At 34.4% G+C, this 21,237-nt stretch carries 12 protein-coding genes and 6 tRNA genes; 17 read left to right on the forward strand and 1 reads right to left on the reverse strand.

The window, feature by feature from the left end; genetic code table 11:
* The first annotated feature begins 20 nt into the window (after window positions 1-20).
* From CVT08_RS00925 to CVT08_RS00960, 8 genes are all read left to right on the forward strand, one after another.
* On the forward strand, window positions 21-2,390 hold the full coding sequence (locus CVT08_RS00925; RefSeq protein WP_107855981.1) for a tetratricopeptide repeat protein: 2,370 nt from the start codon (window positions 21-23) through the stop codon (window positions 2,388-2,390).
* Between the two features lie 263 nt (window positions 2,391-2,653).
* Entirely contained in the window at window positions 2,654-2,920 is a 267-nt protein-coding gene (locus CVT08_RS00930) for a hypothetical protein (protein WP_048809724.1), read from the forward strand.
* 322 nt (window positions 2,921-3,242) lie between these two features.
* Window positions 3,243-3,318, forward strand: a tRNA-Lys gene (locus CVT08_RS00935).
* Between the two features lie 14 nt (window positions 3,319-3,332).
* Window positions 3,333-3,408, forward strand: a tRNA-Glu gene (locus tag CVT08_RS00940).
* Between the two features lie 17 nt (window positions 3,409-3,425).
* Window positions 3,426-3,501, forward strand: a tRNA-Val gene (locus tag CVT08_RS00945).
* 12 nt (window positions 3,502-3,513) lie between these two features.
* Window positions 3,514-3,590: transfer RNA gene (locus CVT08_RS00950), tRNA-Asp, on the forward strand.
* A 126-nt stretch (window positions 3,591-3,716) separates the two neighbouring features.
* Window positions 3,717-3,792 (forward strand) — tRNA-Lys (locus CVT08_RS00955).
* A gap of 6 nt (window positions 3,793-3,798) precedes the next feature.
* A tRNA-Glu gene (locus tag CVT08_RS00960) sits at window positions 3,799-3,873 on the forward strand.
* Between the two features lie 467 nt (window positions 3,874-4,340).
* On the opposite strand, the gene CVT08_RS00965 is transcribed toward CVT08_RS00960, so the two are convergent.
* Window positions 4,341-5,093 (reverse strand): DUF4198 domain-containing protein, encoded by a 753-nt coding sequence (locus tag CVT08_RS00965; RefSeq protein WP_107855890.1) that lies wholly within the window; start codon window positions 5,091-5,093, stop codon window positions 4,341-4,343.
* A gap of 412 nt (window positions 5,094-5,505) precedes the next feature.
* Between CVT08_RS00965 and CVT08_RS00970 the strand changes: the two genes are divergently transcribed.
* The 9 genes from CVT08_RS00970 (at window position 5,506) to CVT08_RS01010 (ending at window position 21,207) form a co-directional block, all read left to right on the forward strand.
* Window positions 5,506-7,278 carry a ShlB/FhaC/HecB family hemolysin secretion/activation protein gene (locus tag CVT08_RS00970; RefSeq protein WP_107857020.1) on the forward strand — a complete coding sequence of 591 codons (1,773 nt, stop codon included), beginning with the start codon at window positions 5,506-5,508 and terminating at the stop codon, window positions 7,276-7,278.
* Window positions 7,279-7,287: 9 nt separating this feature from the next.
* Window positions 7,288-13,833: a hemagglutinin repeat-containing protein gene (locus CVT08_RS00975; protein WP_196381011.1), complete on the forward strand. Its 6,546-nt coding sequence runs from the start codon at window positions 7,288-7,290 to the stop codon at window positions 13,831-13,833.
* Between the two features lie 950 nt (window positions 13,834-14,783).
* The gene (locus CVT08_RS00985; RefSeq protein WP_107856512.1) at window positions 14,784-14,987 is read left to right on the forward strand and encodes a hypothetical protein; all 204 of its coding nucleotides are present in this window, start codon (window positions 14,784-14,786) and stop codon (window positions 14,985-14,987) included.
* Window positions 14,984-15,268 carry a hypothetical protein gene (locus CVT08_RS00990; protein WP_107856513.1) on the forward strand — a complete coding sequence of 95 codons (285 nt, stop codon included), beginning with the start codon at window positions 14,984-14,986 and terminating at the stop codon, window positions 15,266-15,268. The genes CVT08_RS00985 and CVT08_RS00990 overlap by 4 nt, the downstream gene beginning before the upstream one ends.
* 170 nt (window positions 15,269-15,438) lie before the next feature.
* On the forward strand, window positions 15,439-15,834 hold the full coding sequence (locus CVT08_RS00995; protein WP_107856514.1) for a hypothetical protein: 396 nt from the start codon (window positions 15,439-15,441) through the stop codon (window positions 15,832-15,834).
* 49 nt (window positions 15,835-15,883) lie between these two features.
* Complete coding sequence (locus tag CVT08_RS01000) at window positions 15,884-16,711, forward strand: hypothetical protein (RefSeq protein ID WP_107856515.1); 828 nt, start codon at window positions 15,884-15,886, stop codon at window positions 16,709-16,711.
* A 120-nt stretch (window positions 16,712-16,831) separates the two neighbouring features.
* A complete protein-coding gene (locus CVT08_RS10295) occupies window positions 16,832-16,954 on the forward strand; it encodes a hypothetical protein (RefSeq protein WP_257784944.1) in 123 nt (40 codons plus the stop codon).
* A 240-nt stretch (window positions 16,955-17,194) separates the two neighbouring features.
* Window positions 17,195-18,415, forward strand: coding sequence for a lysozyme inhibitor LprI family protein (locus CVT08_RS01005; protein WP_107856516.1), 1,221 nt, complete (start codon window positions 17,195-17,197; stop codon window positions 18,413-18,415).
* Entirely contained in the window at window positions 18,415-21,207 is a 2,793-nt protein-coding gene (locus CVT08_RS01010; RefSeq protein ID WP_107856517.1) for a hypothetical protein, read from the forward strand. The genes CVT08_RS01005 and CVT08_RS01010 overlap by 1 nt, the downstream gene beginning before the upstream one ends.
* Window positions 21,208-21,237 lie beyond the last annotated feature (30 nt).

A 21,237-nucleotide genomic window follows, 5' to 3' on the forward strand; every position in this document is an offset into this window, starting at 1 on the left:
AATTTAACTATAATGGCGGCATGAAAAAGCTCTTAACCATCTTATTTTTACCGCTTTATCTATCCGCCTTTAGCCTTAGCCTAAACAGCGGCGCAAACGCAAATAAGCCTTATAGCGTCCTTCAGCTAAGCGACGAGAAAGAATTTGAATGTGTGGAGCAAATTTTAGCCTATGACACGAAGCGCTACGTTTGTATGCTCGATGATGGGATATTGCCAAAGATCGAAGATACGACGCTGCCTTTAATGGACATAAAATATAAAAAGCAAGATGGCAAACTCTTTATCGTCATCATGCCAAAGGCGCCTTCAAAACTTCTAAATGTTCAAACTGAGCTTTACAGCAGTCCAAGCGTACAAGATACGCCAAAGACGACCATCTCAAAGCACTTTAGCATCATCATCGATACTTCACTAAGCGAAAACAACAAAAGAGTATCTGGGCTAAATTTTTCGCCTGATTTTAGAGATATGCTAAGCCCAAGCATCGGAGCGCTCGATCTTAACAAAGCGCCTATTGCTGCGCTTGATAGCAATGACATAGACATCTATATAAATATAAAAAGAGCTTATGAAAAAGGCGCTTATGAAAGCGTGGTAAAAGATACACAAACAGCGATGAAAAGGCACCCAGCCAGTCTTTTCTCAAGTGAGTTTTTACTTTTTAGGCTAAGAGCGCTTGATAAAATTTTTGAGACAAAGAGCGAGTTTGAGGGGCTTGAGCCAAAAGATATCGTAAGCGAGGGCAGAGCTTGGATAAGAAAATTCCCTTCTGATGAGAACTACCCAGAGGTGCTGTATCTCATCGCCAGAGCTTACCTAAAAGATAGCATCGCAAGTGATGCAAAATATATGCTTGACATACTAAGCGAAGAGCACGCAGAGTCAAAATTTACAAAGCTTGCCACGCTTGACTATGCTGACTACCTATATAAAATAGGCAGGCAAAAAGAGGCGCTAAGTGACTATGAAAAGGTGCTCTACTCTACAAATGACATCGACCTTGCAAGTAGAGCTGCACTAAGCCTAGCGGATGCAAATATCGATAAAGAGAAATTTGACGAGGCGAAGAAATTTGTACTAAAGATCGCAAATGCAAATGAAAAATTTTTCATGAACGATCCGACAAAATCGATGAATTTAGCCTATACATTTGCCAGCAAAGATATGCCAGACGTGGCTGCTAAAATTTATGAAATTTTGGTAAATAATAGCGATAGGACAAAGGACTTTTACGAGGCAGCATTAAAAAATTTAGCGCTAAATTTAGCCAAAACCAAAGATGAAAAAAGGGCGTATGAGTATCTAAACAGATACGAAAAAGAGTTTAAATATGGCGATTATATCGATGAGGTCGCTAAGGCAAAGGATGGGCTATTTTTTGAAGAGGATGACAAAAACGCCACCGCACTTCACGCAAGATATAAAGAGCTCATAGAAAAATATGCCGGCACAAATATCAGCCAAAAGGCGCTCATTAGCGAGCTTGAGCTTGATCTAAAAGAGCGTAAATTTGCCGATGCGCTAGCTTATAACAACCTCGCAAAAGATGAAAATTTAAGCAAGGCGATGGAGCTAGTAAATGAGGCTGCGCTTGAGCTAACAAAAGAGTTTTTCATCAAAGATGACTGCACGGCAGTTGTAAATTTACTCGAAAACTACGATGTGAGCAAGGTCTCTTTGCCACAGTTTAAGCTCTTTAACTGCTACTTTAGAACGGCACGTTACAACGATGCGTTAGAGCTTGCCAAGGCGCACGTAAAGGATGAAAATTTAGAAGATAGGGTCGAGTGGCTGGTAAATTTGAGCAAAATTTTATATAAAAATAAAGACTACGAGCATGCGATCACTGCCGCAAATGACGCGCTCTCGCTTGGCTCAGCGGTCGAGTACTCGGATCCTACGCCATCGCTTTTTGATAGATTTTACTCGCTACTTGCGCTAAAGCGCTTTACCGAGGCGGTCTCTACGATTGGCGCGATCGAGCAGTTAAGAGGGCAGGACTTTAAGATCATCGAGGCATACGCAGCTATATGTGACTACGCGATGAAGAGCAACGACTATGCTATCGCTGCAACCTACGCTAAAAAGGCGCTTGAGCTGCAAACTAGGGCCAAGATAAATACCTTTTCACCAAAGCTAAATTTTGACTATTCGGAGGCTTCGTTAAAGACAGATAATCTTGACGAGGCGCTTGATGAAGCGAAATTTATACTAAATATGAAGCTTGAGCCAGAGGACCGCTTGCATGCTCTAAATTTGGCAAGTGAAATTTACATCAGACAAAAGCAGTATAAGCTAGCTAAGCCTTATCTAAACGAATGCGTTGGCTCAAATTTCACAAGCGCTTACAAAGATGCCTGCAAAGCCAAACTTGAGATGATAAAGTAAAATTTAGTGCTAAGTTTAAATGACCTTGAAAAAGAGTATCTAGAGCTTAAAAATATTTTATTTTTCTTTTAGCAAAAATTGTTATTCCTGCAATTTGTTATGATCGTAAGTACGATTTTAAGAATATTTTTTTAGGAGAAGATTATGGATAGCGGCGCAACGAAAAGTAGCGAGAATTTAGAAACGATAGCCTAAGTGGCGGTATGAAAAAAGGATATGTAGTATGAACGTTTTTTTAAATTTATGGTCATGAAAGGATAGGGATGATAACACTGACATGGTTAACAAAATTTTGGTTTCTTTTATTGATAGCAGGTGTTATACTTTTGAACTCAGTTTATCTAAAAGGAAACTATTTAAAACATTTTTTTGATTTTGGAGAATTAAAAAGAATTGCTCAAAAGATAAAAGATGAATCTAATTATTTGGGGAAATCTGTTTATTGCTTTTTTGGTGCAATCGCATTATTTGCCTATGTATGTATTTATTTGGGATTGGTGGGTTTAACCCTAATGATTATTATTAAATAATGAGATAGAAATGAGTGATCAAAACAGAGCCGAAAAGATAGAAAAAGCTAGAAAAACAGCTGTAAGATTTTTAGGCAGGGATTAAATTTGCCACTAAGCGGATTAGGTGCTTGATTGTGTTTTGCTTGTTGGATCATAAAGTAAAAATGGTTTAAATTTATAAGAAATTTTGGTTTTAAATTTAGAAGATTTAAAAATAAAATTTTATATTTTTCGCTTAGAAATAGCGGACAAAATAGCTTTAATTTGATTTAAAATTTAATTTTTTCTTGACATATAATAATGTTTTTTGTATAATCTCAATTCTTTTTTAAATAATCATGTCTTGCTAGCTCAGTCGGTAGAGCATCTCACTTTTAATGAGGGGGCCGTTGGTTCGAATCCAACGCAGGACACCATTTTTTGGGTTTATGACCCTTTCGTCTAGTGGCTCAGGACTCTACTTTCTCTGTGTAGAAACAGAGGTTCAAATCCTCTAAGGGTCGCCAGATATTTTAAATTTTTAGGTCGCTTAGCTCAGTTGGTAGAGCGCCACCCTTACAAGGTGGATGTCATAAGTTCGAGTCTTATAGCGACCACCATTACTTTTAGGTGCAGCGGTAGTTCAGTTGGTTAGAATGCCGCCCTGTCACGGCGGAGGTCGCGGGTTCGAGCCCCGTCCGCTGCGCCATCTACCAAACCTTAGGTTAAGGTTCTTGATTCTATTTTTTCTTGTTTTTTTTGAGTGATCAAATTAAATTTTAAGATTATAAGTTCTAAGATAACATTTTATGATTTGTTATTTCTACTTAATCTTGCCTCGTTAGCTCAGTTGGTAGAGCATATCACTCTTAATGATGGGGTCGTAGGTTCGAGACCTACACGGGGCACCATCTTTTGGCCCATTCGTCTAGCGGTTAGGACACCAGCCTCTCACGTTGGTAACACGAGTTCGAGTCTCGTATGGGTCACCATTTTTCTTCTAAATTTAACTCAAATTTTTAAAATTTACTGCTAGTGCAATAAATTTGACTAATAAATTTAACGCATTTTGCTACCGAAATTGCTTACTGGTATGCGAAGCAATTTTGGTATTTAGGTAGCAGAAATTATATTGAAATACTGTATCCCAAAATCTCATAATTCTTTGCTGAAGGTATAAATAAAACTCGTTTTAATAACAATATGCTTGAGCTTTGAAAAAGGCTTTTAGACTAAAACGGATCAGCAATTTATAAAAATTTAGAGATTATAAATAATGATGAAATCATGACTGCTAGAGTTTGACATTTTCATTAAATCTTTTAGAAATACACAAATTTAAAATTTAGCTGCAACATAAATTTGCTGATTTTGACTTATAAGATAAAAGGGGTAGGGCGCATTAAAATACGCCCTTTTACAAATTTAAGATGAAAACTTGCTTGATCTTAAATTTGATCTATTTTAGCTCAAACGCAAGTGTTGCTGCGATCGTCTCATCATCACAAATTTTTGAGTCGGCAAACGGCATTTTATGCACTGTTTGTAGTAGCCATTTTCCAGGTTTAAGCGCAAGCACTTCTATTGTACCATCTGGCTCAGTTTCTCCGTGAAATGCGCTTTTTTCTTTCAAAAAGCCATCAAATGTTCCATCAAGTGTGGCATTTTCTAAAGGTTTGCCTTCAAATAGAATTTTCACTTTAAATGGCACGCCAACTTTGAAATTTGCTGGATTGTCAAGCGGAACTATCTCTAGGCGTTGGTTGGATGGCTTTGTGACTGAGCCATCTTTTGCGTTTTTATTTATGACGCCTTTTGCGCTCATACTCGCTTTTTTGCAGTATTTGGCGTCCTTGATGTCCTCTTTGGTTTTGTCCATGTGCCATGTACCATCGCTTGCTTTTGTCCAAAACGTAGGCTTATACTCACCAGCTATAAGGTATGAGCCGTCCTCTAGCTTAGCTCTTTCATAATGGTAGTTTTCGCCGCTTTGCTTTAGGCTCAGTTTCTCGCCATTTTTGTTTATAATGTATGGGGCTTCAAATAGTCCGGTCTTGTTGTCTGGGATCTTTTCAACAGTCGGGAAGTCGTCTGCGTAGCCGATATCAACGCTAGTTACGTCCTTGCTGCTTCCAAAAAGCCAAAATTCGTGAGCTAAAGAGTGACTGCTAAATGCAGCCAAAGCCAAAAGTGCAAATAAATGCTTGTTCATTACATATCCTTTCAGATTAAATTGTCTATTTTTCTATTTCTAATATATGTCACAAAAATATTGTTAAATTTTTATAGATCTAAATTTTGCTAATTTTTAGAAAATTTATAAAAATAGCACGTCTATAAAAATAGTTTAATCACTGAAATTACGAAATATAAACCAGTGGCGCAATTATATCAAAATAATAATCATTGTCAATATTAAATTAAATTTTACATACAAGAGGATAAACCAAAATAAATTTGCCTTTGCCATTTATATAGCTAAAAAGTTTCATTTCTGAAATATTTTGTATAAAAATTCTTTTTTCTAATTATATTTTAATATTAGATTAAGATTACATCCTTTATAATGTCACTAAATTATTTTAAAAAATATAACTTTATAGTTATTTCCAAGGAAGGTTAAGATGAGAACTCTCTTATCTTTAAGCATGGTGTGTGCTGCGCTACTTGCTAATGAGACTAATCTAAAAAATGAGTTAAACAACGAAGAGATTAGAGCGAATATGGCAAGCTCTTTTAACGAAAGCTCCAACATAAATTTGCTTAACGAAAAAATAGCTTCAGAAGGTAAGCTAAATTTAAACGAAACCCCATGCTTTAAAATAGATAAAATTTCACTCTTAAATGAGAACGAAGTAGCTAGCTTTAACGCTAGTAGTGGTGCTGATGAGGCTATAATAAGAAAAGCTTATAATACAAACTACTCTAAATTTAACTCTATTTTAGAGGCTAGCTTAAACAAGCTTGACTTTAAACCAAGCAGCTGTCTTGGCAAAAACTCTATCAATCTAATCATAAACTCTTTTAACAACGAGATAATAAAAAGTGGCTACATCACTTCAAGTGCGAGCCTAGTTACAAAGAGTCTAAAAGACGCCAAGCTAGAGTTTGTCATAAATCTTGGTCTAATAGATGATATAAGTATCAATGAGCTTGACACTCAAAGAAATAGAGCGAGCCTATTTGGCGCATTTGGTGAGTACTCTCATAAAAATAAAGTGGCAAATATAAGAGATATCGAGCAGGCTCTTGAGTCACTTCAAAACGTCTCAAAAAATGACGTTAGCATTAAATTCTTACCTTCAAATAGAGCTGGCTTTTCAAACATAGTGATCACTAGAGTAGAGAGCTTTCCACTAAAAGCTGCCATTAGCCTTGACAACCTTGGCTCAAAACAAAGCGGCAAATATCAAGGCATGCTAAATTTAAGCACGCTAAATTTACTTGGATTTAACGAAATTTTTAGCTTCTCACGTGGCAAGGATGTGCTTAAAAAGTATGAGGTTACAAATAAATTTAATGGCGCAAGTGATCACGGAGCTTCAAATAACTACTATTACGGCTTTAGTATCCCATTTGGCTACTTTATGCTTGAGTATGAAAAGAGTAAATATGACTACGCCCAGATCATAAACGCAGCCTACAACCTCTACACATATAAAGGTAGAAGCGAGAGCGATTCACTAAGCCTTGCTTATACATTTTATAGGGACTCAAATTTTAAAAATAGCGCCTATGTAAAGCTATTTAAGAGAAAAAATAAAAACTACCTAGAGGATTACGAGCTAGATAACCAAGCTAGAAGAAATGCTGGATATGAGGTAGGTTTAAAATCAAGCTGGAATTCTTACAACCAAGCTTTTAGCGCTAAGCTAGCTTACAAAAAGGGCACTGGCATATTTAGATCACAGCCCGATCCTTTAGAGGATAGCGGCGAGGCTACATCTAGGTTCGCTCTAGTAAATTTAAACCTAAACTACAAATATAAATTTGAACTTCCACTAAGTTATGATCTAAATATCAACGCAAGATATGGTCTAAATAAACTAAGTTTGCAGGATAAATTTAGTATCGGTGGATACCACAGTGTTAGGGGATTTGACGGGGAGAGCTCGCTTGTTGGAAACCACGGAGTAAGCGTAAGAAATACCCTCTCATATAACTACTATAAGAGCAACTCTGTCTATGCTGGGCTTGACGCTGGCATGGTAAGAGCCCCAAGTAGTGGCATAAAGGATAAAAACACCATTGCAGGATACGCTATAGGCCTAAGAGGCAGCATAAAAGCCTACAACAACCTAAGCTACGACATATCTGTCTCAAAACCTCTTTATAAACCAAAGAGCTTTGAAACTAAATCAACAAATGTAAATTTCATCATAAGCTACGAATTTTAAGGATAAAATATGCTAAAGAACAACCAAATTTCAAATGCACAAAAGCCTAGCCTTTTAACCATAGGCTTAAATTTCTACGTAAGTCTCTCTTTGCTACTTGGCACTATGCCAGCATTAGCAAATGAGCCAAGTATCATAGCTGACCCAGGTGCTAGCAACCGCCCTGATATACTAAAAGCTCCTAATGAGACGCTAATAATAAACATCACAAACCCTGATAGCAAGGGCGTCTCTATAAATGAATATAGTAGATTTAATACGCCAACCACTGGCACTATCCTTAATAACTCTAATAAAAACATAGACACCAAGATAGCTGGCCAGATAGATGCAAACTATAGGCTAACTAAAGAGGCAAGCCTTATTATCAACAAGGTAAATTCGGCTGAGAAATCATCTCTAAAAGGAAATTTAGAGGTTGCTGGAAGCAGGGCTGATGTGGTCATAGCAAACCCAAATGGCATAAGCGTAGATGGTCTAAATATGATCAACTCTCGCTCACTCACACTAACAACAGGCAATATCAATAAACTAAGTCCTAAAGAGATAGAGCTAATATCTAATAACTCTATCGACATCGTAGGAGACGGCCTAAACGATAAGAGCAGCGACTATACTAATGTCATCTCAAATGCTGTAAATTTAAACTCAAATATCCACGCAAATGAGCTAAATATCATCGGTGAAAAGGCGGTTGCTTCAAGCAATGGTAGGCTTTATAATGACGTAAAAGCTAAAAACCAAGAAAACAGCTTTAGCCTAGATAGTAGCGCACTTGGCGGTATGTATGCTAATAAAATCAAACTAGTTGGCACAAGTAACGGCGTAGGCATAAATAATAACGGCCTAGTTATAGCAAATAACAACATAGAGATAAGCCTTGATGGCGATATAGTTAATGCTGGCGCTATCGCTTCTAACAAAGATGCTAAGATAGAGGCAAAGACTATAACAAACAAAGATGAAGCACTAATAGCAGCCAAAGAGAACCTTAATATAAAAGCAGACACTTTGGTAAATACTTCTAGTCAAATTTATGCTAAAGATATAAATGTAGAGGCTAAAAAGCTAGTAAATAACTCAAGCTCGCAGGCTAGGGTGGATACAGTGCACAAACAAGGCACTATGCACCTTAAGAAAGAGGGAGTAAATAGATATAAGCTTGGCGTAAATTTAAAAGAACTAAAAGAAAAAATAAGCATCAAACTAGCTAAAAAACTAAGTAAGGATATAAGTGAGCTAGATGAAAACGAGGTAAATGAGCTAGTGTTAAAAGAGGCTATAAATAAAGATAGCGCTCTATATGCTCTAAATTTACACAAAGACTCATATCTATACGGCACCAGCCAAAAGATATTTCACAACCTAAGACTAGACTATGATACAAATGAAGCACTAGTAGATACTAGTAGAGCAAAGAATAATGAACAAAAAAGAACTATCACATATAGCATAGTTAAAGATGTTCTAAACGAAGATGATAAAGCCAACTTCATCCCAGGCAGCATAATAGCTAACAATGATATAAATTTAAATGTAAACGATGTGTTAAACGATAAGAGTGTTATATATGCTGGAGGAGATCTAAAACTAAATAGCGATAATGTAGAAAACATAGCTCTAATGCTAAATAACCACGTAAATAGCTATAGCGTTTATAAATGGAAAGAGAAAAAGAAATGGTATAGGAGAGGATTTAAAAGCAAATGGGAGACTAAGGGTGGAAAAAGCACGAATTTTAACTTCTCATACACAGATGTTGGCCTTCCAGCAGTATTTGCAGCGGGCAATAACATAGTAGGAAGCACTCAGGACTTTTCAAGCTACGCACTAAACGATGATATAAAGCTAGCAAATGTTGATCTAGATAAATTCTCTGAGCCAATATTTAATAGCCCAATCATCAAAAACCTAAATAGAAGGGTTAAAAACCAAGGGTATTACTACAGCCTTGATAGTATAAACTCTGCTTATATAGCAAACATCCTTGATAGTCTATATGAAGCAAGAAATGAGAGCATAAGTAAATTTAAAAAAGAGGCCAAAGATAAAAACGTAAAAGCTTCAGCTTTAGTAATGGCTAATAACATAGACCTAGACGCCAAAGGCAACATAAGCCTAGCTGGAAGCGTAGTGGCTGATAATATCAATCTAAGCTCACAAAATTTAAACCTAAATCACCTAGAGCTAAACTCTAAAGATCTAAATTTAAAAGCAGACGCAGCAAATATCAACTCAAGTGAAATTTCAGCCAAAAATATAAATGTAAATGCAAACAATATAAGCTTAGACAAAGAGTCATCTCAGTTTAGCAAGGCTTCAAATTTAAAAGCAGACGAGAGCTTAAATTTAAGTGCTAAAGAAAATCTAAACATCGCTGGCTCAAGTCTAGAGGCTGACAAGCTAAATTTAAGTGCAGATAATATAAATATAAACGCCAAAGAGTTTGCTTACAGCCATAGCGCAAAAGAAAAGGGCATAAGCTTTAAACAAAGCATCCAAACACTAAATAGTGCAAACCTAGACGCAAAAGATATAAATTTAAACTCTAAGTCAAATACCAACATAAGCTCAAGCAACCTAAGAGCTACTAACAAGCTAAACGTAGAAGCTGGAAATGATATATATGTAGTAGGTGCTAATACAAACGAGAGCACGGAAACTAAAGAGAAGTCAAAGGGCTTTTTCTCTAAAAAAGAGTCTCAACTAATGGCAATAAATCAAAAGGTCATTAGCTCAAATTTAAATGCAGGTGATATCAGCTTAAAGGCTGGGGGTAATCTAGCTCTAGTCTCATCAAATCTAAATGCTAATAATATAAATTTAAACGCAGATGAGAATGTTATAGTTGATGCTAATCACAACGTAGAAGCAAGCCAAAGCTTTACTAAAAGCTCACGCTTTTCACTAAAACCAACATCTCTTTATGAAAGCAGCCTTCATCTACTTGAAAAAGGCGATAAAAAAGCAGTTGCTTCAAATTTAAATGCAAATGAAAACATAAATATAAAGGCAAACAACATCAGCCTAAAAGGTGCAAATCTAAATTCGCAAAAAGATATAAATTTAAACGCGGATCTCATAGATATATCAAATACTAATGATGAGAGCTATAGAAACGAAGTTAGTAAAAAGAGTAAGATAGGCTTAATCTCAATTGGTGAGCACATCAAGAATTTAAAAGCAGACCTAATACAAAAGCTAAATCCTATAAAAGATCTAAAAGCAAAAACAAAAGACACATCTATAAAAATCCCTATTGCAAAAGCTAGCTTAGATCAAAAAAGCTCAAAAGAGAACTGGCTAAATGCAAACTCGTCAAATTTAAATGCAAACGGCGACATAAACCTAAACGCAAAAGATGATATAAATATAGTAGGCTCAAATTTAAACGCCAATGAAGCCATAAATTTAACTAGCCAAAACTCAAATATCAAACACTCGACAAATCTCTATGCTAAAGATACATCAAGCAAAGAGGCAACTGGCACACTATCTATCACCGCCCAAAACGAATATGCGCAGATCGCCCCAGCAGCACTTGCTCTAAAAGAGGCGGTTGCTCAGCTAAAAAGAGTGAAAAAAGAGTATGACAACTATAAAAAAGAGAGATCAAAGCTAGAAGCTAGCCTAAGCGATATCAAACAAAGATATAAAAGTAAAGAGGTAGGCATCGACTACTCTGATATAGAAGAAGTAAGCGATATCTTAGAAGAGTATAGAGACGAGGAGAAATACTATAAAGAAAACATTCTTCTTGCAACCCAAAATGTAAACGCTAAAACTCTAGCTCTAGTATCTCAAATGGCAGCTGCAGCTGCAAGCTCAGGAACATATGGATTTAGTGTAGGAGTAAGGGCTGATCTTGCCACCACTAAGCAAGAGAGCTCTTTAAAGCAAACTAGCTCAAATAAATCTAGCCTAAATGCTAAACGTATAAATATAAACTCGACTAAAGATATATCTATCACAGGCTCAGACCTAGCATCGAAAGAGGATATGAGCCTAAACACAAACAACTTAAATATAAACTCTAGCGAAGATAGTTTAAAATATAAATCAAACACCAGATCTCTCACAACGGGATTTGGTTTTACATTTTATGGAGCAAACTCTAGCTCACTAGAGCTTGGAACAAATAGCTTAAAACAAAGCGAACAAAGCCTAACAAACAACAACTCTCATCTTTACTCGGCTAAAGATATGAATATAAACACAGCTAATGACGCAACCATCAAAGGAGCAAATTTAAGAGCTGATGAGAGATTAAATTTAAAAGTAGGAAACAACCTAAGTCTAGAAAGCACCAGAGATATAAAAGATGCTAGCTCAAAAAGCAAAGGTATAAATTTAAGCGCAAGCTATTCTGGAGCAACTAATGCTAAAAACTTTGCATCTGGAGATAGATCTCTAAGCTCTGTTGGAGCTAGCATTAGCAAATCAAACTCTAACACAAAGATAAAACAGACAATCCTATCATCTATAACAGCTAATGAGCTAAACGTAGAGGTAGGTAAAAACACTCATCTAAAAGGATCACTACTAGCAGCAGGAGAGTATGATAAAGATAATACCTTTATAGATAACCACAACCTAAATTTAAAGACAAACACCCTAAGCTATGAGAACCTATCAAATACAAGCTATAACAAAGGATCATCTCTTAGCATAGGAGCTAACTACCAAGTAGGTAAAAAAGATGAAGCCAATAAAAACAGTCAAGACAAGAGTGCTACAAGCGGCTACTCTGGTCTAAAGTCAATAAACTACTCAAATCAAAGAAATCTAAGCTACACACTATCTAAAAACATGGCAACTCTAGGTAGTGGCAACATAGAGATAGCTGATAAAGATAACTCTGATGATCTAACAAGGCTAAATAGAGATACCACTAAACTAACAAAAGATCTAGTAAATACTAGTATAAGCTCAAATGTAGATGGTAGTATGGATTTAAGGGTGTTTAGTAAAGAGGGTAGGAAGGAGATAAAGGATGAGTATAATACGGTTTCAACCATAGCTAAAGCCATAGAGCTTATATCTACTACAGATAGAGCAAATATATTCTCATTCTTTAAAGAAGTAAGCAAGCAATACAAAGTATTAAATGGTGTTAGAGAAGAGGTGGCAAATTCACCAGAACTACAAGCATTTTTATCTAGCAACACTACAACCGAAGCACAAAGAAAAGAGGCTATGGCACTAGTAACGCTTGCCGTTATGAAGAACTTGGGATACTTACCAAATGATATAAAGGCTATACATACAGATGAAAGAGGGTATAATGGCGAGAAAATACAAGGTTATACAAGCTTGCAAACTGGAGCTAGCTATATAAATTTCAAAAACATAACCAATATGAAAGATCTTGTAAAAACCATAACTCATGAAAACCAAAGGTCTATGGATATACAAGATCATAGAGATATAAATAAAAATAGAGATGATGATACTAAGTATGCATCAAATTTCTCAGACTTTGCAACTAGATATTTCTCTCATGCTCTATGGCTAAATGATAAAGGTTTCTCTAAAACACCTTTAACAACAGCTGTAACAACAAGCATGATAAATAACAATAGAGAATTTGCAAAGCTGGATAAGAATTTGGGAGCTAATAGGATGCTAACAAACAATGAATATGATCTTGCAATGGAGTTAGCATATAGATATAGTAAAGAAAATAATATACCTTATGCTCAATCAATAAATCTTTTTATGCTCGCGGCTAAAACAAATGTTGATAAATCTCAAAAAGAAGCTTTTGAACATGTTGTATCTACATTAGAAAGCGCCGATGAAAGCGAGGTGCCTGGATATAGTATAGTGTTTGATAGGGATAAAATAGATGAGGCATATAATATATTAGTAACTACTGCTAAAGAGAGAAATTTATACTTCCTTGACAATTATCAAGACGATATACAGCATTATCCTTTATACACTGCAACCAAAGAGCAGTATGAAGATAAACATTGGGATCCAGAGCGTATCATGGGAATAGGAGATACAAGTGATATACTTATACCATTTGCAAAGCCAGCCATTGGTGCTGCAAAACAGCTATCATCAGCTCTGTACTCTAGCTCAAAAAATGTAATAAAAGCTCCATTTGTGGAAATGCAAGCAAGGGTAAATGAAAAACTATTGGCCAACACCCCAAAAGGTGGAACATTAGGTAGTGATGGTATACTAAGACACAATGGCAAAGAGTATGTAGCTCGCAGTCTTGATCTATCAGGAAATAAAGTGATATATGAACAAGTAATAAACAAAAAAGGCACTGGAAATTTTAAAACTACCAACGATAAAGGTTACTTCATAACAGCCAGTAAGCCAAAACAAATAACTGAAGGTGTCAGTTATCAGTTTGGAAATTTTATTTATGATCCAAGAGTAATAACAATCGGGACAGGTGCTTTAACAATAGGTGTTGATATGTTTAATGATTCAACGGTGTCAGAAACAAAAACAGGTATAATATTTAATACAATAAGAAACTTAGATGATATCAATAAAAATATGGAAATGGTATGGAAAAAAGTCAGAGAATAGCTGCGGGTTGTATATCATTTGTAGAGCTTGTTTTGTGTATGATCTATGGGAAGTACTATATTAGGGGTTGGAGTGAGGCCGATCTTCTCTCGGTCTCCTTTTTTATTTGTATTTTTGTATATTGCGTTATGCCTTTTTTCATCAAAGGTAATATTGCAAATTCATTAATTAAATTTGATATTTTGTCAACAATTACACTTTTTTTAATATATTTGCTCGGTTTTAAATTTATCTATGATGGTTTTGAAGGATACATACGATATATTGCTATTTTTATACTTGTTATTATAGTTGTAAAGACATCGCTTAAAATATTTAATAAGAATGAGCAAAAATAGAGCTTTAATGAAAGATGTGCATAATTGGTGCTGGAAAGATAGGCGAGAAGATACCAAGAGGTAGGGACGGTAATTATAAGACCATACTGGAGAATACAGCAGGAGCAGCCATGGGTCTTATGCAGGCCGAAGTAGATAATAGGCAATAAAACAATGAAGAAATTCTTTAAAAAACTATTTTTTACACTTGTTGTCGCTATAATATTCGGTCTTGTTTTAAATGGTTTTTTACATGTATTAAAATACTTTTTTGGAGAAATTTATTATATAGATGCACTAGGTTTTATCTTGGTATGTTTTTATGGTTTTTTTGCAATAAAAAATGATATTAAAAAAAGCGACCTTACCAAGAAGAACCTAGAAAATATAGATATAAATTACGGCAGTGTAGCATTATTTTACACGATCGTAATTCTTTTAATTTGGTTAATGCTAATTTGTATAAGATTTTTTTAAAAACAAATGTGAGGATAATAGCAAAATAAGTTTTATGAAGACGCATTTAAAGTCATTTAGTCTTATATGCTAAAGAAAGCAGAGGTGCTTTTGCCAATTCATCTGCAGAACTATACTCTCAACTTAAAGATATATCAAAAGATGTGGACGTAGAGAGTGGCTGGAAAAGGTTTTGCGGGTGGATTTTATGGACTGTTTGGTAGCGTTGCGGGAGCAGGTGGTAAAACCATAAAAGTTGGCGATGGAGATTTACAGACTGCAGCTGAAGCTGGGGCAAGTATATTTACTGGAATAGCTCAGGCAGCAGCCGATAGTATGAATAGTAAAGATAGCAAAAATAATAAAGATGGTCAAAAATGAAAAAGGGTATTCTTCAATTTTTAGCAATAATTGCTGTTGTGGCATTTTTGCTTATTTGTTTAAGAATATTAGTTTATTTTTTTGGAGAACACTATATTGATGCCATGGCTGTATTGCTAATATTTGCCAATGTATGTTTTATAATAAAAAATGGTATAAAAAAGAGCGATTTTAAAAAAGAATATATACAAAAAATGGAAATAAAAAGAGGTGGTGTTGCTTTAATCCACTCTTTTTTAGTTTTTATATTTTGGCTTCTTTACAATGCAACAAGAGGATAAGCATAAAAGTTGGCGTTTAGATAAAACAACGTTTAAATCTGTTAAATTTAAGCAAGAGTTAAATGCAAAAATCCAAATGACATCAACAAAGCTAAACCCAAATTCTTTAGAATGTCTCGATCAAAAAGGCGTAAAGAAAATTTGAAAAATAATGCTAGAAAGTAGAAAATATGTTTAATCGCATAGGTGGCTTTTTTATAGGATTTATGTGCTTACTTTACTGTATCTCTATGCTAGCTAACAAAAACGTAAAAGTAGGTGAGAAGTTTTTTAAATTCGATGATGCTGGTTATTTATACTTGTTGCCAGCATTTGGATTTTTGGTGCTAAGCATCTATGGTTTTTGGATGGCTTTTAGGAAAGAACCACCGGTTGTGGAAAGACTAGTGGGCATGTGGTGTCCTGACTGCATGAAATTTTATCATATAGGTGAAACTACATGTGAAAAGTGTGGACAAGAGCTACTAAAGTGCTATAACACACACTATGAAACAAGACCAAAACCAAAGACCGAACCTCTGTTTAGATCAAAGCCTAGAAACAAAAAGCGAAAGTTAAAGAGATAGGAAAGCAATAGCGATCGAGAGGATGTTATAACAAAGTGAAAGAGAATAGATGAAATTTAGAAATTTTATATTATTTATAATCACTCCGTTTGATGTATTGGTTGCTACTTTAAAACCGCAACTTACGAAATTTTTATTTATTATCTTATTTTTGTCGGGATGCGGTATCGTTACGGGCGTAGATAATGATACTAAAGAATCTAAAATTTTAAGTGTAGATCAAAGAATATCTACTAAAGAAGGATTGCTCTCTTTGATGGCACCTATACATAAGGATATAGGCGTTTTTTATGGAGTATATAATGTAGAGGAAGGCATGGTATTGACTTGGGCTGTAAAAAATATGATGGCTTCAAAGCTTATTATTTCGACAGAGTCTTATCCTGGGCATACTTTTGAATCTGCAAAATATCTCAATCCAAAAAATCTTAAAATTTTTGAAGAAGAGACAAAAACTAAAGAGAGTTTTTACAATACTACTACTAGTGCTAAATATAAAAAAGCATATCTTGATTATATAGATGGGGTTAAATGCAGGACATTTGTCCATGCGGACTTGAGGCAGATTTATCAGAATGTAATTGATGGTGAAAAGACATATACACAATACTATGATACATATTGCTCATTTTATCAGCCAAAAAACATTAAAAAACCAACAAATATGGTTAGACTACAACATGAATATAGCTTTAATCGCAAATCAAAAGCATTTACGGATAGCAACAAAACAGAGCAGGAAGTCTTAAATGATATACACAATATATTTAGGCAAGACATACAAGCAATATTTTCTACCATAAAACTTGGCATGGATAGAGAAAAGATGAGGAAAGAAGGGCTTTTGTTTGATAAACCATATAAAGCTCAGTTTTAGATAAAATTGCAATTACAAACTATATACAAAGAATTTGATAAAAATAGCTCATACATATATAGATAGACAAAAGATGCGTCAGCATAGGTTATTATTTGATACAAAATCAAAGGAGATAAAATGGAAATAAAAAAATTAATCATGTTTGCTTTGTTGGCATTTGTTTTTACGGCTTGCGCTGAAAAAGAATATATATGTCAAGACCATGAAAAAGATGGTGCAGTATGTGGATATAGACCATAAGTGGCCATAAATATTTAGAAAGATAGAATTTAAATTTATAGGCCGGGCTCAACAAATCCTTGTTTGCATGGAAAGTTAGATAAAAGCTGTAGCTAAGCCATTTAAATGAATTATAAAAAATGTGGCGACAAATACGAAATAGTAGATGATTTGCGTTAAAATAAGCTTTTAAATTATGATTAATAAATCTCACAATAGATACAATAACAAGATTTTATTATCAGAATAAAAGGAACTCTAATGAAAAATTTAAAACTTATTGTTATAACCACACTACTAATCACATCACATCTTTACTCAAGTGAAAAAATTCAGCCTAGCTTTGATTGTTCTAAAGCTAAAACAAGAGTAGAAAAACTAGTATGTTCTGATGAAGATATATCAAGAGTAGATAGAGATATGCAAAAAGCATATGATCTAATGATGGGCAAATATGACCTTGCTTATATGAATGAAGAGGCTAAAGAGGAGATAAAACCATATTTAGAAAAGTTAAAACAAAGTCAGATTGACTGGGTTAAGTATAGAGATAAGTATTGCAATACAAAAAAAGATGAAAAAGAATTTAATAGCTGTGTCTTTAGTAGATATGTTAATAGAATAAAATCCATAGTGCCAAGATACGACTGGAGAACAGGTTTTTCAATAAACGATAAAAATAGCACAAATGATCTATGCTATAACTACTTTACTCAAAAATTCTGGATGGACTCTCCAAAACCTGTAAATAAAGATAACCCACCTTATGGGGAAGATAAAGAGTTTTATGAGAAATTTCTAATTAATGCTCTTGGTAAAGACATTGCGGAGAGGGAATTAAATGCCACTACAAACTATTACTATACGCAGCTTGACGGTGCTCCAGTTGGAAGTTATATCATGTGCGTAGGTATAGGCGGAGAAGAAAAAGATATATATAATCTAAGAAGCAAGACATATAAGCCATATTGTAGAGATACTAGCATGCAGTTCGAGGATTTTTTAAATGGGGATTATATAAGATATGGTCAGAAACCACAATTTGGACTTAAATTTAAAGAGGTAGAAGAGACCAAGGAAGAGTTTAAAAGAAGAGGCTTAGACTATAAAAAGGATGATAACTTTTCAACAGAGGTCTATAAAAAAGCAATAAAGAATGATGCAGATAGTTTTAGTAATGCAATATATAGTACCGATAAAAGCTATGATGCAAATATACTTTCAGATGGTATGGTAAGAATACTTTATGCTTCAAATTTAGAGTGGGAAAAATCAAAAGATAAATTTGGAGTGTATATAGATTCAAGTAATTTTCCTAATGTGCTAACTTTTATGGTAGCTGATAAATTTTTCTTTAGGGTTTATGCTGCAGAAGGTAGTGGAAATCGTTTAGTTTGTAGAATGCCTATTCAAAGCAGGTTTAAAGATAGAAATGATACTAAGCTTATAAGAGAGTATCTTGATCAGTTTAAGGAGTTTTAATGCCAATTAATGAGAGAAATACTAGTGATTTTAAAGATGAACTAAGAGATACATTAAAAGATGCTGAAAAATTTATATATGAACTATATTACGATACTAATAAAATAGCAACTATAGGTTGTGGTTTTAATGTGACTTTAAAAGAGATACTAAAAGAAGTTTGTGATAAAAAATATTCTGATCCTAAGATGAGCGAAGAAGAATTTACTGGACTACTTAATACTATTAACGGGATAGGGGCAAAAACTAATGAAAATTTAATATCTAAGGTATCAGAGTATCTTGACGGCATAAAAACAGAAGACGGAAAAAGTGCGAAATTTGGCGAATTTAAGTTAGACGATAAGCAAATCGGTGATATATTGCCAGAGGTGATTGAAAATTTTAGAGATGGTCTAAATAAAAAACTAGCTTATACCTCTATAAGTCCACAAGAGAAAAAGATAGATGAAAATAGTATAGGTAGCAGAGAATATATAGCTCTAATGAGCATGACATATAATAATCCAAGCCTTGTAGGAAATGGCCTAAAAGCTCACTTAAGAGCTAAAAACCGCTTTGGAGCTTGGTATGAGATAAGGTATAAGAGTAACGCAGATAATGAGATAGGCATAGCTAAACGTAGATTTGCAGAGTCAAATGAATTTGGGCTTTTTGAAAGTAATACTAACAATAATGCGGTTAAGCAAAACACTCTAACAAACATAAGCATAAACGCAATATCCTTTGAAGAGTGTTTGGATCTATTTTCTCTTTTAAATGTGGCAAAGATAAAAGATAAAGATGAGCCATCTATAACCTATCTACAAAACGCTATAGCTTATGAGACTACTAAGGAATTTAAAGGCAATAGAACTATCCCAGGGTACTTGGCAACGCCAAAGAATGCTATAAACTTTAATGAACACTACAGAAAATACAACACTATCTTGCAATTTTTTGCAGATAAGATAAATGTCCTTTTAAAAGATGTCACATCAAAGAGCTTTAAGCTAGAAGATATCTATGTGATCACCACAAAAGATGATAATAGCCATAATATCTCAAGGATAAATAAGCTTTTAAAGATAAGAGCAGAAAATGGTGAGTTTAGGCCTGAAGTTAAGAGAGATATCTTGCTTATATACCCAACAGCTTCAGCCCTTCCTGTAATGCCTATCCAACCAAAAAACACAACCTTTACTATCGTCTTAGCAGATAATACATCGCTTGATTGTTCAAATTTAAATCCAAATGGAAATAGCAATGAGAGTGAGATAGTGCTTATGAACTATAAGCAAGATGTAAGAGAGCCTAATAAAAACTCAAGAGATGATGAGATAAGCTTTATAAAGCCTTCTACAAATGGTGAAACTATCATCTATAAAAATGCTAACGACATTTTTATATCGCAAGATGATAGATATGCCTTTAATAGTGGCAATGTAATAACTCTTAACTTCTTTGAGAAAATGAGCTTTAATCTCTTAAATTTCGCCAAAGAAAACAGCTATAGTATAAGAAGCGACAAGGCTTCAAGTATGTTTGATATAAAGCTAAGGCTACCAGATGCTACTGATAGTATCTCAACTAAAAGCGAAGGAAATTTCCACTTAGTGGTCACTAATCTAATCATAGAAGATGAAGAGGGTAAAAGCTACGATATAAAAAAGGTGTATCTTCATAATAGTGAAGATAAAAGGGTCTATCCCTCTTACTACCTAAAGAAAAACGATGATAAAGATGTAGATAGTAATAGTAGCTCTGAAAACTCATACACGGCTAAATTTAGAATAAATATAAATTTAGACAAAAACTCTTCAGGCTTTAAAAAGACTTCAAAATTTATCATAGCTACATTTGATCTAAGCAAAAGGTATGACACTGGCGAGATACATGCTAAAGAAGACACCGCTGTTGTAACTTTGGCTAGTAAAGATAAAAAAGATGGGGGTGCTGAGTTTAACATCAAAGTATCTACGGTCGTTTATCAAAAAAATATAACTGAGATAAGGCTAAATACTTCAGAAAGTAGTGACGCTACAAATCTAAGCATAAAGGATACTTTAAATTTAGAGGCTGTTTATCTGCCAAACAAGGGAGATGATGACTACAAAGAGATAAGCTGGGCTTATAAGGTGATAAGAGAGGATAAATATAATAGTGAGGTTATGGTAGATAAGGTAGCAGGGGCGATAAATTTAAGCGAAGAGAAATTTAAAGGTAAAAAGATCACCTTTAGCCCAAAAGATGATATAAAAGATAAAGAGCTACTAAAAAGACTAAATCATGGCAACCATATCATAATGTTTTTTGCCTATCTGAGATTACCTGCGTTTAAGACTAAATTTGGAAAGACACATATTAGAGTAGATATAAAAGCACCTATCTATTTAAAATACTCTAATGGCAAGCTTTGTATATATGAGTTTGGGCATACTGATGCCACTATGTGCTTTGATACAAGCTTGTCTGGCGGTATCTTTGATAAAGAGAGCAAAGATGAGAAAGCAGAGCATATGCCTAAAGGAACGTACTATATAAACTCAAATTTAAGCGGTGGGGATATAGATATATTTGAAGATGATAAGCTAAGTGAGACATGCTACCAAAGCATAGATGGTAAAGATAGATCATATATAGAGCCATGTAAAATTTATGCAATAGATAGCAATATACAAAGAGCATCATCTATAAAAAGCGGAATAAATTTGATAAATAGTGAGAATAAAAACAGATTTATCCAAAAATTTAACGAAGTAAAACAAAGAGTTGGACTAGATAGCAAAGAGGTAAAGCTAGAGGTTGAGTAGGGAGCGATATTCTAGTTTTATATTTTGGCA

Origin of the sequence: Campylobacter concisus, from assembly GCF_003048835.2 — a bacterium.
GTDB classification, from domain to species: domain Bacteria; phylum Campylobacterota; class Campylobacteria; order Campylobacterales; family Campylobacteraceae; genus Campylobacter_A; species Campylobacter_A concisus_D.